Origin of the sequence: Sediminimonas sp., assembly GCF_024637375.1 — a bacterium.
Lineage (GTDB): Bacteria > Pseudomonadota > Alphaproteobacteria > Rhodobacterales > Rhodobacteraceae > Sediminimonas.
On sequence record NZ_JAGXFK010000042.1, the window covers coordinates 1 to 13098 of the forward strand.

Sequence of the window (13098 nt, forward strand, 5' to 3'; positions counted from 1 at the left end):
CCGCAGCGGAGCTATCCGCTCCGCCCGACCGGAAAAACTCCAGCGTATCCTCCACGGAGAAACTCCTTCCCTATTCCAAAACAGGGACGGATTCCCAGAAATCCTCGATCAGAAGAAGGTGGGCCCCAGATCGCGCTTACGAGTATGTCGTCCCCGGCGAAGCCAACTAATCCGACACTGGCGTGCCCCTCAACGCTGGGGTCCCGATGATGGATGAGGTGATCATTTCCAGGCCCACCTGTGATCTTGTCTGTTGTAAAATCATCCTGGATCGTATTGTCAGCTTCGGGAAGCGTATGTTTCATCCGCTTATCCTATGATCCGCGCTGCGCAGTCAGCGCGACGCTTCGGGAATTTGGCTAATGTCAGATCAATAACGCCCGCGGTTGGCAGGCTCCGGGCGGGTGCTTGGACCGCCGTGTTTGACCGGTGAAACGTCCCGAGCGCACCCTCGGCAATCTCGCCTCGGGCACATCCAGTGTGGTGGCCACCAGCACCAAGAAGGATGGATGGGGAGGTCGCGTATTTGCGCTGAAATTGCTGGCGGTGCTCGCGCTTGATACGCTTGGTAATCGCTGTCGGGACGTCGCCAGGGTGAACACGCCCTTCGGTCTCGCGAAGCGCGAACAAGACGCAAGGAACGGCCATTAGCTAATCACATGGCTGCCGCCGCCCGGATTGATGCGTCAGCACCTCAGTGTCCCGCAGCAAAATTGAGCGTCGCGGCTTCAAGGCCTTCGCTCAAATGCTTGGGCGACACCGGTTTGCGCAAGGTCGCATCCCCGATTGATCGACGATGGGACGAAAGATCATTGCGCTGGGCTGAGCCGGAGAGGAGCAGAACCGGTAGCGCGGGGCATCCCTCACGGAAGTCCATCAAATCGTCTACGCCGGTTTCGAGGTCGGGCGCCGAGTCGAAGTCGTAAATCACCAGTCCCCAGTCTTCCGGGCTGGTTTGCACGCTCGCAAGCATCGCATCGCGGTCCGTCGAATGGTGAACTTCCCGGCCAAGTTCGGCGAGACTGATCGCGATATCGCGGGTCTGTCCAAGGTCAGGGGAGATCAGGGCGATCCGGAGAGAGGCTCCGGCCTCGCCATGGCTCGGGTAAAATCGCCAGATATCCGGTGTTTCGGGCGGCGTAAAACCGGCATCCGAGTCGCTGGGCGGGGGAAGATCAGGATTTCTTGCTCGAAATAGGTCCACTATGGGAACGACGCCGAATGCCAGGATCTGCAAACTGAAGGCAATCAGCAATGTCTCGGGCAGCGGGCGCCCTGCGATGAGAAGCAAAACAACCGTGATGATCGCGACGGGGTAACCCAGAAAAATCCCGGCCAATGCGATACCGAGCTGTCCATGTGCCACCTTGTCCAGATTGGCCATGGCTTGCGGATCACCCTCTGACAGTGCAGTACTCTTGGAAAGGAAAGGCATCTGCATTTTTGAAATTCCGATCTGGGTTCTCGATTAGGTGTCTTGGGAAAGCGCCACCCGGCACATGATGTTCGAAAGGCGCCGTTGATGGCTCCTCGGATGGCCGCCTCAACCATGATATGAAGGTACGAACGCCGCTGGCTTGATTCCATTGGGCCTGATGGGCTAGCCAAACGGCTAGCCGCGCGCGAATTCTCGCAGCACGATCGAAGTTTTATTCATCGAGGAATTGGACGATTTTCTTGGCCGTCTTTCGGCTCAAGTTTCAAGGCAACACCCGTGGCGCACGGCATTGCTGCAGAACTCAAGCCTGGGGCGTGACGTCCCCTTGGCCCACTGACGTCATACCACGCGAACGACCTCGCCGAGGGCGTTGACGCGGTTCATGAGCACGATGCGAATGTGGATTTCGGTGGTCTGGCGGTCGGAATCTCTTGGCGCGCGATACGCTCGCCAACGGCTTTGAGGCCGCGCATCTTTGCCGCGATCCGGCTGCGAGCGTGGCACCCTGCCCGCCGCTTCCGGAACGCCCTGCCATGGTGCCGGGTCGCCCGCAGGGTTTCGCTTCGGACGCGTGCCGCCGGATTGTCTTGCTTCCACGGGCGCCCGTTCTTGCGGATCAGGATGATCGGGACGGCGCCACGTTCGATGATGGCGGTGTGGCAGCGGCGCGTATCGTAGGGCCCGTCGGCACGGCGATAGGGGAGGACGGTCAAGGTCTTCTGCCTGCGGCACAAAATGGAAAAGTCAGGCACGGGCCGGTCCAGCCCCGCTTGCGCAGCGCGGCATTATAACCGGACCAGTTGGTCGCGGTAGCGGGGAGGTGATGGTGTCATTTTTCGATCATGACAATACGACGGACGTGACCTTTACCGATTTGGACGACATTCCGCTTCCATGACGCGTGCCTCCTTTACAGGCAGCATCCTACCCGCGTCGCCCTTTGCAACTTCGGAGACGAAGTCCTTGCAACTCGTCGCGTCTTGGAAAGCCATGATTTCCATTGTAACGACAGTTTCTTCCGGCATGGCCAGATACTCGTGACCCGGATGCCCTTCGGGCACGACCCAGGCCATCGTGATCACCGCCACGAAGATATCGACTGCGCTATTCATCCCTCATCCTCCCCGTCGGCTGGTTCGCCATATGTATCTTGTGAGTCCAAGCTGACGATGGACGTCGTGAGGGTCAACCCGGCAGTCACCGACTCCCAAAAGCAGCCTTTGTGCGTCTGGCACGCGCGCCCCGATGGTTGCGCAGTCGCTCACATCCGAACTGGCGGACGCACATGCGACTCGCGGCGCGCGCATCCTCCAACCTGTATGAAAAGGGGGCGCACGCCCCCTTGTATGGACGTGCGCACCATCATCACGTCGCCAGCAACCGTCTTTCAACGCCATAGACCAGGCGCGGGCGAAGGTCGCGGCCATTGCCGATCATCCGCCGGAACTCCACCCAGGCGATCTCGTTGTCGGTCGACTCGTCCGGCCCGATTTTTACCTACCGCGCGTCATTCGGCGAACCCTGACGGTCGCGGGAAATCCTCGCAGCCATGGCCTGCTGTTGGCGTTGGCGCGACACCTGCACCGCCAGGATGCCGGCCGCGATCACCGCAACACCGATCACGTCGAGGGGGCGCAGCGCCTCGCCCAGCACCAGCGCCGCGATCGCGACGCCAAGGAACGGGTTGAGGAAATGGAAGGTCGCCGCGCGGACCGCGCCGATGCGGTTGACCAGCATGAACCACACCAGCGTCGCCCCCAGCCCGGGCACCAGAGTGGTGTAGGCGAAGGCGGCGATCAGGGTCCAGCTCCAGTCGATGACAAGGGTCTCGGTGGCCGCGGCAACGCCGGCCAGCGCCACGCTGCCGATCAGCATCTGCAATCCCACGACCATGAGGAAATTGCCGCCCGAGGTTGCGCCGCGCACCGCCATCGTCGCCAGCGTCAGCGCCAGGACGCCCGCCACGCACAGGCCCAGCCCGAACAGATCGACCCCGCCTTGCAGCCGCGCGCCCATGATCAGCACCACGCCCGCCACACCGGCCAGCAGCCCGACGAGGCCCAGCGGGCGCAGCCTGTCGCCAAACGCCAGCCACCCGGCCAGCGCCACGAGCAGCGGCATGGTCGAGGCAATGATCGCGGCCAGCGACGCCTGGATGGTCTGCATCGCCACGAAGTTCAGGCCCAGGTACAACGCGTTCTGGCAAATCCCGAAAACGATCGTCGCGCGCCACTGGCCGCGCGTCAGGCGCCATGTCTGGCCCATCGCGCGCGCGATCAACACCCCGATCAGCCCCGAGATCAGGAACCGCAGCGCCAGCGACGACAGCGGCGGCGCAGCAGCGACGATGATGCGCGCCGAGGTGAACGCGCTCGACCACATCACCGCAAAAGCCAGCCCCATCATTATCGCGCGAATATCCAATGTCGCCTCCATTCGGGCCCGGAAATGAAAAAGGGCCGCCAACAAGTGGCGACCCTTCAGCAAATTCGCAGCGGCTGCAAGATCAGCCGTTGACGCTGTCCTTGAGCGCCTTGGCGATGGTCATCTTGACCACCCTGTCGGCGTCCTTTTTGATCTGCTCGCCGGTGGCCGGGTTGCGAACCATGCGCTCGGGGCGCTCGCGGCAGTAGATCTTGCCAACGCCGGGCAAGGTCACGGCGCCGCCATTCGACACCTCGCGGGTGATCAGGGTGGTAATCGCCTCAAGCGCGCCGTTGGCGGATTTCTTGTCGGTGCCCATTTCCTCTGCCAGAGCGGCGACAAGTTGGGTTTTGGTCATCGGCTTTGCCATTCATGGTCTCCTTCACTCGCCCGATAATTGGGCCTCATGCGCCGCATTTAACGGTAACGAACACATGAACACAACGAATAGTGGCGCGAAACAAGGAGGATTTCGGAATTTGTTGGAAAAATGTTCCGGTTCTGCCGCTCAGAGAAAGGCGGTTTCCTCGAAACTGCGCAACTTGCGGCTATGGATGCGCTCCAGCGGCATGCGCCGCAGACGCTCGATCGCGCGTATACCGATCATCAGATGCCGGCCGACCTGGCGGCGGTAGAACTCGCTCGCCATGCCGGGGAGCTTCAACTCGCCGTGCAGGGGCTTGTCGCTGACACACAGGAGCGTGCCATAGGGCACGCGAAAGCGGAATCCGTTGGCGGCGATGGTGGCGCTTTCCATGTCCAGCGCGATGGCGCGCGACTGGCTCAGGCGCTGCACCGGGCCGGTCTGGTCGCGCAACTCCCAGTTCCGGTTATCGACGCTGGCCACGGTGCCCGTGCGCATCACCCGCTTCAGCTCGTAGCCCTCCAGTTCGGTCACCTCGGCGACGGCCTCCTGCAAAGCGATCTGGATCTCGGCCAGTGGCGGGATCGGCACCCAGACCGGCAGGTCGTCATCCAGCACCTTGTCCTCGCGCAGGTAGGCATGTGCCAGCACGAAGTCGCCCAGCGCCTGCGAGTTGCGCAGCCCCGCGCAGTGGCCGACCATGATCCAGGCATGGGGGCGCAGCACCGCGATGTGATCGGTGGCCGTCTTGGCGTTCGACGGCCCGATGCCGATATTGACCAGCGTGATGCCCGACCCGTCCGCGCGCTTGAGGTGATATGCCGGCATCTGCGGCATCGACAACGGCGCCGAAAGCGGCGCGTCGGCGGTGGTGATCTCGGCGTTCCCAAGGCTGACGAAACTGGTGTAGCCGCTCTCGGGATCGGCCAGCATGCGCCGCGCGTGAGCTTCGAACTCGGTGACGTAGAACTGGTAGTTGGTGAACAGCACATGGTTCTGGAAATGCGTGGGATCGGTGGCGGTGTAATGCGCCAGCCGAGCCAGCGAGTAATCGACCCGCTGTGCCGTGAACGGCGCCAACGGCGCGGGGCCGCCCGGCGGCGGGGTGTAGGTGCCGTTGACGATGTCGTCGTTGGTGCTGGCGATGTCGGGCACATCGAAGACATCGCGCAGGATGAACCCGCCGCCACCGTCCTGCGGCATGACCGCCGCCTCGGACGCGGTCACGGCAAAATGCACCGGGATCGGGGTGTCGGACACCGCCACCGTTACCGGCACACCGTGATTGCGGATCAGCAGGCCGATCTGCTGTTCGAGATAGCGGCGGAACAGGTCCGGCCGGGTGATCGTCGCGGCATGGGTGCCCGGCCCGGTGACGTGACCATAGCTCAGGCGGCTGTCGACCTCGGCAAAGCTGCTGGTGGTGACGCGCAGCTCGGGATAGCAGGCCCGGAATCGGCAGCCGGGATGGCCGCCGCGCATCGCCTCGTGGAACCTCTCGGAAAGATAGCCGGTCGCGGTGGTATAGATCTCCTCGATCCGCGCAACCGCGGCCGCCGCATCGTCAAACGCCTCCGCCCCCGGCAGATCGGGCATATGGACCGTCAGGAATTCGCTGTCTCCGGGCATGCGGCGGGCATCCTTCGTATCGCACCAAGCCCGCAGGTTGACAGCTTGCCAGGGGCGGATCAACCTGAACGCCGCATTGCGCCCGCCCGACAAGGAGCCAGCCGATGGATTACGAAACCGTGCCAGCACCCGACTTCAGCGCCGCGCTGCGCGGTATCGGGCTGAACCTGCTGGTGCGCGACGTGCGTGCGCAGGCGGCGTTCCTGCAAACGGTGTTGGGCATGGCACCGCATCGCCTCAGCGCCGACTTCGCGATCATGACCCATGGCGGCGACCTGCTGCAACTGCATGCCGATCATACCTACGGCACCCATCCCCTTCTGGGCCTGGTGCCCGACAACCCGCCGCGTGGCGCGGGGGCGGCGATCTACCTGTTCAATGCCGACCCCGACCGCGCCGCGGCGCAGGCCGAAAGCGCGGGCGGCACCGTCCTGCACCCGCCACAAGACAAACCCCACGGCCTGCGCGAGGCCTGCATCCTGTGCCCCGAAGGCTATGCCTGGACACCGGCCCGGCCGCTCGATGCGGCTGAACGCGCGGCGCTGCAATAGCGGGCGCGCCGATCAGGCGGCGTCGAAATCCAGCACCAGCCGCTCGCTGGTCGGGCGCGACTGGCACGCCAGGGTAAACCCGGCCTCCAGCTCCCATGGCTCCAGCGAATAGTTCACTGCCATCTCGGCGCTGCCCTCTGTCACCTTGCAGCGACAGGTGCAGCACATGCCGCCACGGCAGCTATAGGGCAGTTCCAGCCCCTGCCGCTCGGCCGCTTCCAGCACCGACTCGTCTTCGGCCTGCACGCTGAAGCTGCGGCGGCTACCGTCAAGAACGACCTCGACGCTGACACCGGCCTCGGCAGCGGCTTCGGCCTCGGCCGAGCGCGGCTTGCGCGGCGCCTCACCGTCCTGAAAGAAGCGTTCGGTATGCAACCGCTCGCGCGCGATGCCCTGCCCCTCCAGCGTGGCGGCAACATCGTCGATCATGTCGCCGGGGCCGCACAAATAGATACCCTCGGCGCCGTCCAGATCGACCGCACCGGCACGGCCCAGGGCGGCGATCTTGTCGCCGGTGATCCGGCCATTGAGCAACGCGACATCCTGCGTCTCGCGCGACAGGATGTGGATCAGCGTGAAGCGGTCGAGATAGCGGTCCTTGAGCCCTTCGAGGGTGTCGCGGAACATGATCGTGTCGTGGCTGCGGTTGCCGTAGATCAGCGTCACCTCGGCCCCGCGCGCCAGCGCATCGGCGGCGATCGACACCATCGGCGTGATGCCCGACCCGGACGCGATCAGCACCAGGCGGTCTTCGCCGCGCGGGGTGAACCGCCCCTCGGGCGGCATGACCTGCAAGCTGTCGCCGGGCTTGAGCCCCTGACAATGGGGCGAGAACACGCCCCCCTCCAGCCGCTTGACGCCCACCGTCAGCGGCTTGCCGGGCAGGGACGCGATGGAATAGGAGCGGCGCACGTCCTGCCCGTCGACGGTATCGCGCAGGGTCAGGTACTGGCCGGGCTGCCATGCGAAATCCGCCGCCGCCGCGTCGGGCACGTCGAAGGTGATCGCCACCGCCCCTGCCGTCTCGGGCCGCACGTCGCGGATTGTCAGTTCATGAAACATCGCCGGTTCCTTTCAGATGCACTTGAAGTAGTCGAACGGCTCGGCGCAGGCGCGACAGCGGTAGTGCGCCTTGCACGGGGTCGAGCCGAATTCACTGAGCCGCTCGGAATCGGTGCTGCCGCATTTCGGGCAGGTCACGCTGACCTCGCCGAACAGCGCCCGCACCGACCCGGCCGCCTGCTCGGGCGGCGCGATCCCGTAGGCGCGCAGCTTTTCGCGGCCCGCGTCGCTGATCCAGTCGGTGGTCCAGGCCGGCGACAGGATGCGTTCGGTGCGTGCATCAAAACCCGCCTCGCGCAGTGCCGCCTCGATCGACATCTCGATGGCCAGCGTCGCCGGGCAGCCCGAATAGGTGGGGGTGACACCCGCCACCGCCACGCCGTCCTCCAGCCGCACCCAGCGCAGTATGCCCAGTTCGGCCACGTTGACGCAGGGCACTTCGGGGTCGGGCACGGCTGCCGCGGCTTCCCACGCGCGGGCCTCGTCGCTATCGCCACGCGCGGTGGACATCACCACTGCGCCCCCGGATGCGCGCGATAGACCGATTGCATCTCGGCCAGCAGGTGCCCCAGCCCTTCGCCATGCAACCCCTCGCGGCCACCGCGCTGCGGATAAGGTGCCTCGGGCAGGGTCAGCGCCGCTTCGCCGAAGATGTCGGCGATGGTCTTGTCCCACTGGGTGCGCAGATCGGCGCGCACCGGCAACACGCCCGCGGCCTCGGCTTCCCGCGCGGCGGGCGAGCTGTCGAACAACTCGTCGACATAGATGCTCAGCGCCTCGACCGCGTCGCGCATACGCGCGGCGCTTTCCTCGGTTCCGTCGCCCAGCCGGATCACCCATTCGCCGGCATGGCGGATGTGATAGGCCATTTCCTTAACCGCCTTGCCGGCCACGCCGCGCACCACCCCGTCGGTGCTGTCCTGCGCCGCTATCCAGTAGGGGTGCATGAACGCCGCGAAATATAGCTGGCGCAACACGGTGTGGGCGAAATCCTCGTTCGGGCGCTCGACCAGCAGGCAGTTGCGATAGGCGCGCTCGTCGCGCAGGTACGCCATGTCGTCCTCGGACCGGCCCTTGCCTTCCAGCGCGGCCGCGCGGTCGTAAAGCGTGCGCGCCGTGCCGATCAGATCGAGCGCCATGTTGGGCATGGCAAGGTCTTCTTCCAGCATCGGCGCGTGGCCGCACCATTCGCTCAACCGGTGGCCCAGCACAAGATGATCGTCGGCCAGTTCCAGAAGCGCGTGATAGACAGTCATCACATGTTCCCCACTTCTTCGGGAATCTCGTAGAACGTCGGGTGACGGTAGATCTTGTCGCCGGTCGGCTCGAAGTTCTCCCCGGCCTGGTCCGGGTCACTGGCGGTGATCGCAGCCGAGGGCACCACCCACACCGAATTGCCCTCGCCCCGGCGCGTGTAGACATCGCGCGCGGCCTGCAATGCCATCACCTCGTCAGCGGCATGGAGCGACCCCGCGTGCTTGTGCGCAAGCCCGTTGCGCGGTCGTATGAACACTTCCCAAAGAGGCATCGATTGCGTCATGGCCTCATCCCTTCATCTTTCTGACAATACTCATCTTGCCCGCTCTCAAGCGCCACCATTTCAGGCATTGGCGCCGACAACAGTACCCCGCGCTTGCGGGATGGCGGGCGGGGTGATGCGGGCACCGCCCGCGAGCGTCGCCCCGCCGTCCCGCACTACTCCGCCGCGATCTTGCGCGCGCGGCGCTTCTCGGCGTGGGCGAGGGCAGCCTCGCGAACCCATGCGCCGCGCTCCCATGCCGCCCTGCGGTCCTTGATCCGGTCGCGGTTCATGCGGCCGTGGCCCTTGACCACGCGCCAGAATTCGTCCCAATCGATTTCGCCGTGGTCGTAGCCGCCCTTTTCCTCGTTCCACTTCAGGTCCGGGTCCGGCACCTTCAGGCCCAGATATTCCGCCTGCGGCACGGTGGCGTCGATGAACTTCTGGCGCAGTTGGTCGTTGGTGAACCGCTTGATCTTCCACGTCATCGACTGGTCGGAATGTTCGCTGTCGGCATCGTGCGGGCCGAACATCATCAGCGACGGCCACCACCAGCGGTTCAGGCTGTCCTGCGCCATCTCCTTCTGCTCCGGCGTGCCCTGAGCCAGCGTCATGATGATCTCGTAGCCCTGGCGCTGGTGAAAGGATTCCTCCTTGCAGACCCGGATCATGGCGCGCGCATAGGGCCCGAAGGAACAGCGGCAAAGCGGAATCTGGTTCATGATCGCGGCGCCGTCCACCAGCCAGCCGATGGTGCCGATATCGGCCCAGCTCAGCGTGGGATAGTTGAAGATGCTGGAATACTTGGCCTTGCCCGAGTGCAACTCCTCGGTCATCTCCTCGCGGCTGACGCCCAGCGTCTCGGCCGCCGAGTAAAGATAAAGCCCGTGGCCGCCCTCGTCCTGCACCTTGGCCAGCAGCGCCGCCTTGCGCCTGAGCGACGGCGCGCGGGTGATCCAGTTACCCTCGGGCAGCATGCCGACGATCTCGGAATGCGCGTGCTGACCGATCTGGCGCACCAGCGTGCGGCGATAGCCCTCGGGCATCGCGTCGGTCGGCTCGACCTTTTCCTCGGCGTCGATACGCTTCTGGAACGTCTCCAGGAACTCCGGCGTTTCGTTCGTCTGGCCGTCGGCCCCGATCAAACCTTGTGAATACATGGGTCACCTCCTGTCGCTTAACATGTTATACGTTACGAAAGACAAATCGCAAAGTATTTTTTGTAACACTTGAATTTTCTCCAAGCCTAACTCATCACGATGATATGGAAAAAACACTTCTGTCCTTCGGCCACGGATATTCGGCACGGGCGCTGGCGCGACGGCTGTTGCCGCAGGGCTGGACGATCTACGGCACCACGCGGGACGACAGCAAGATCAATGCCTTGCACGACGAAGGCATCCACCCGATCCACTGGCCCGACGGCAAAGTGCGCGCGGCACTGGACCGCGCCAGCCACATCCTGATCTCGGCCGCACCGGGCGCCGACGGCGACCCGATTCTTGCCGAGATGGCGGACGACATCGCCGCCGCCGCGCCGCGGCTGACATGGGCGGGGTATCTGTCCACCACCGGCGTCTACGGCGATCACGGTGGCGAATGGGTGGACGAGACCACGCCGCTAACTCCCACGACCGCGCGCGGCAAGGCGCGCGTTGCAGCGGAAAATCAATGGCAGGCCATCCCCGGACTGCCGTTGCACATCTTTCGGCTGGCGGGCATTTACGGGCCCGGCCGTGGCCCGTTCGAGAAGGTGAAATCCGGCACCGCGAGGCGCATCGTCAAGCCCGGCCAGGTTTTCAGCCGCATCCATGTCGAAGACATCGCCCAGGTGTTGGAGGCATCCATGACCCACCCGAACCCCGGCGCGGTCTACAATGTCTGCGACGACGACCCGGCCCCGCCGCAGGACGTGATCGCCCACGCGGCCGAGCTTCTGGGGCTGCCACTGCCGCCCGAAGTGCCCTTCGACAGCGCAGATATGTCACCCATGGCGCGCAGCTTCTACGCAGAATCAAAGCGCGTGCGCAACGACCGCATCAAGCGCGATCTGGGCGTTGATCTGATCTACCCCGGCTACCGCGAGGGGCTGTGGGCGCTGCTGCGTTGAGTCCCGGCAAGCCGCATGGTTCGTGCGCGTCAGCCGCCGCAGTTTACGACTCGCGCGGCCCGACCGCTGCGCGCTTGCCGCTGATCTGGGCCACCCCCAAAACCTCCAGCACTTTCGCCTCGATATCGGCCGGCGACAGGCCGGCAGTGGCGTACATGTCCTCGGGGCTGGCCTGGTCGATGAAGGTATCGGGCAGTGTCATCATGCGGAATTTCAGCCCTGCGTCGAACACGCCTTCATTTGCCAAAAGCTGCGCGACGTGGCTACCGAAGCCGCCGGTTGCACCTTCCTCGATAGTAATCACCGCCTCGTGCCCCGCGGCCAGGTCCAGGATCAGGTCACGGTCCAGCGGCTTGGCGAAACGCGCGTCGGCCACGGTGGGCGAGATACCCCGCGCGGACAGCGATTCGACCGCATCCATCACCGGGCCCAGTCGCGTACCGAGCGACAGGATGGCAACCCGGCTGCCCTGCCGGATCAGCCGGCCCTTGCCGATCTCCAGCACCTCGCCGCGCTCGGGCATCTCGACGCCGGCGCCCTCGCCGCGCGGATAGCGAAAGGCGATCGGCCCGTCGTCATGCGCGGCGGCGGTGGCGACCATGTGCACCAGTTCGGCCTCGTCGGCGGCCGCCATCACCGTGAACCCGGGCAGGTTGGACAGGAACGCCACGTCGAACGCACCGGCATGGGTGGCCCCGTCTGCGCCCACCAGCCCGGCCCGGTCGATGGCAAAGCGCACCGGCAGCCGCTGGATGGCGACATCGTGAACGACCTGGTCGTAGCCGCGTTGCAGGAATGTGGAATAGATCGCGCAGAATGGTCGCATACCCCCCGCCGCCAACCCGGCCGAGAAGGTGACGCCGTGCTGCTCGGCAATGCCCACGTCGAACAGGCGCGAGGGGTAGCGTTCGGCAAAGAGGTTGAGCCCGGTGCCATCGGGCATCGCCGCCGTCACCGCGCAGATGCGCGGGTCGTCGGCCGCCTGCGCCAGCAACGCGCGCGCGAACACGCTGGTGTAGCTTGGCGCGTTCGAGGGCGCCTTCTTCTGCTCGCCGGTGGCGATGTCGAACTTCGCCGTGGCGTGGCCGCCGTCACGCGCGCCCTCGGCCGGGGCATAGCCCTTGCCCTTTTTCGTCAGCACATGCAGCAGAACCGGCCCGGTGGCGCGCGCCCGCACCGTGCGCAGCACCGGCAGAAGCTGATCCAGGTCATGCCCGTCGATCGGGCCGATATAGGAAAAGCCCAGCGATTCGAACAAGGTGCCGCCCACGGCCAAGCCCTTGAGCATGTCCTTGGCGCGCTTGGCGCCTTCGCGGAACGGCTCGGGCAGCAAGCCCACCGCGCCCTTGGCGGCGGCGCGGAATTCCTGGAACGGCTCGCCGGCGTAAAGGCGCGACAGATACGATGACAGCGCGCCCACCGGCGGCGCGATGGACATCTCGTTGTCGTTGAGGACCACGAACAGCCGCTTGCCCAGCGCGCCGGCGTTGTTCATCGCCTCGAACGCCATGCCGGCCGACATGGCCCCGTCGCCGATCACCGCGATGGCATCCCCCATGCCTTCGGGCGTGGCGCCGCCCAGGTCGCGCGCCGCTGCAAAACCCAGCGCGGCGCTGATCGAGGTAGAGCTATGCGCCGCGCCGAACGGGTCGTAGGGGGATTCGCTGCGCTTGGTGAAGCCCGACAGCCCGCCCTTTTGCCGCAGGGTGCGGATGCGGTCGCGGCGCCCGGTCAGTATCTTGTGCGGATAGGCTTGGTGGCCCACGTCCCAGATCAGCTTGTCGCGCGGGGTGTCGAACACCGCGTGCAGAGCCACGGTCAGTTCCACCACCCCCAGACCTGCGCCAAGGTGCCCGCCGGTGGCCGAGACGGCGCTGATGGTTTCGGTGCGCAGCTCGCGCGCCAACTGTTCCAACTGCGCGTCGCTGAAGCGATGCAGGTCGGCGGGGCTGTGCACCTCGTCCAGAAGCGGTGTCATCGGTTGATCGGTCATGCCCCCTC

The 13098-nt window shown here is 65.2% G+C and carries 14 protein-coding genes and 1 pseudogene; 3 read left to right on the forward strand and 12 right to left on the reverse strand.

What is annotated here, in order from left to right; all coding sequences use genetic code 11:
- Positions 1 to 429 precede the first annotated feature (429 nt).
- On the forward strand, positions 430 to 651 hold the full coding sequence (locus Q0L89_RS06120; RefSeq protein ID WP_296763268.1) for a hypothetical protein: 222 nt from the start codon (positions 430 to 432) through the stop codon (positions 649 to 651).
- 43 nt (positions 652 to 694) lie between these two features.
- Here the strand turns inward: Q0L89_RS06120 and Q0L89_RS06125 are convergent, their stop codons facing one another.
- The 6 genes and pseudogenes from Q0L89_RS06125 to Q0L89_RS06150 form a co-directional block, all read right to left on the reverse strand.
- Positions 695 to 1441, reverse strand: a complete 747-nt coding sequence (locus tag Q0L89_RS06125) for a hypothetical protein (protein WP_296763269.1) — start codon at positions 1439 to 1441, stop codon at positions 695 to 697.
- 336 nt (positions 1442 to 1777) lie between these two features.
- A pseudogene (locus Q0L89_RS06130) lies at positions 1778 to 2208 on the reverse strand (hypothetical protein); the annotation flags it as partial.
- A gap of 96 nt (positions 2209 to 2304) precedes the next feature.
- On the reverse strand, positions 2305 to 2550 hold the full coding sequence (locus Q0L89_RS06135) for a hypothetical protein (protein ID WP_296763270.1): 246 nt from the start codon (positions 2548 to 2550) through the stop codon (positions 2305 to 2307).
- Positions 2551 to 2935: 385 nt separating this feature from the next.
- Entirely contained in the window at positions 2936 to 3862 is a 927-nt protein-coding gene (locus Q0L89_RS06140; RefSeq protein WP_296763350.1) for a DMT family transporter, read from the reverse strand.
- Between the two features lie 82 nt (positions 3863 to 3944).
- Positions 3945 to 4232, reverse strand: coding sequence for an HU family DNA-binding protein (locus Q0L89_RS06145; RefSeq protein WP_296763271.1), 288 nt, complete (start codon positions 4230 to 4232; stop codon positions 3945 to 3947).
- Between the two features lie 138 nt (positions 4233 to 4370).
- Positions 4371 to 5855, reverse strand: coding sequence for an AMP nucleosidase (locus tag Q0L89_RS06150; RefSeq protein ID WP_296763272.1), 1485 nt, complete (start codon positions 5853 to 5855; stop codon positions 4371 to 4373).
- Between the two features lie 104 nt (positions 5856 to 5959).
- On the opposite strand from Q0L89_RS06150, the gene Q0L89_RS06155 reads away from it, so the two are divergent.
- Complete coding sequence (locus Q0L89_RS06155) at positions 5960 to 6406, forward strand: VOC family protein (protein WP_296763273.1); 447 nt, start codon at positions 5960 to 5962, stop codon at positions 6404 to 6406.
- Positions 6407 to 6418: 12 nt separating this feature from the next.
- Here Q0L89_RS06155 and Q0L89_RS06160 read toward each other — a convergent pair whose 3' ends face one another.
- The 5 genes from Q0L89_RS06160 to paaA all read right to left on the reverse strand — a co-directional run bounded on the left by Q0L89_RS06160 (position 6419) and on the right by paaA (position 10147).
- A complete protein-coding gene (locus tag Q0L89_RS06160; protein ID WP_296763274.1) occupies positions 6419 to 7468 on the reverse strand; it encodes a 2Fe-2S iron-sulfur cluster-binding protein in 1050 nt (349 codons plus the stop codon).
- Positions 7469 to 7480: 12 nt separating this feature from the next.
- A complete protein-coding gene (paaD, locus tag Q0L89_RS06165; protein ID WP_296763275.1) occupies positions 7481 to 7978 on the reverse strand; it encodes a 1,2-phenylacetyl-CoA epoxidase subunit PaaD in 498 nt (165 codons plus the stop codon).
- Entirely contained in the window at positions 7978 to 8724 is a 747-nt protein-coding gene (gene paaC / locus Q0L89_RS06170) for a 1,2-phenylacetyl-CoA epoxidase subunit PaaC (protein WP_296763276.1), read from the reverse strand. The genes paaD and paaC overlap by 1 nt, the downstream gene beginning before the upstream one ends.
- Entirely contained in the window at positions 8724 to 9008 is a 285-nt protein-coding gene (gene paaB / locus Q0L89_RS06175) for a 1,2-phenylacetyl-CoA epoxidase subunit PaaB (protein ID WP_296763277.1), read from the reverse strand. Before paaB ends, paaC begins: the two co-directional genes overlap by 1 nt.
- A 155-nt stretch (positions 9009 to 9163) precedes the next feature.
- Entirely contained in the window at positions 9164 to 10147 is a 984-nt protein-coding gene (paaA, locus tag Q0L89_RS06180) for a 1,2-phenylacetyl-CoA epoxidase subunit PaaA (protein ID WP_296763278.1), read from the reverse strand.
- Positions 10148 to 10251: 104 nt separating this feature from the next.
- Here paaA and Q0L89_RS06185 point away from each other — a divergent pair, with 104 nt between their 5' ends.
- Complete coding sequence (locus tag Q0L89_RS06185; protein WP_296763279.1) at positions 10252 to 11097, forward strand: SDR family oxidoreductase; 846 nt, start codon at positions 10252 to 10254, stop codon at positions 11095 to 11097.
- A 43-nt stretch (positions 11098 to 11140) separates the two neighbouring features.
- On the opposite strand, the gene dxs is transcribed toward Q0L89_RS06185, so the two are convergent.
- A complete protein-coding gene (gene dxs / locus Q0L89_RS06190) occupies positions 11141 to 13090 on the reverse strand; it encodes a 1-deoxy-D-xylulose-5-phosphate synthase (protein WP_296763280.1) in 1950 nt (649 codons plus the stop codon).
- Positions 13091 to 13098 lie beyond the last annotated feature (8 nt).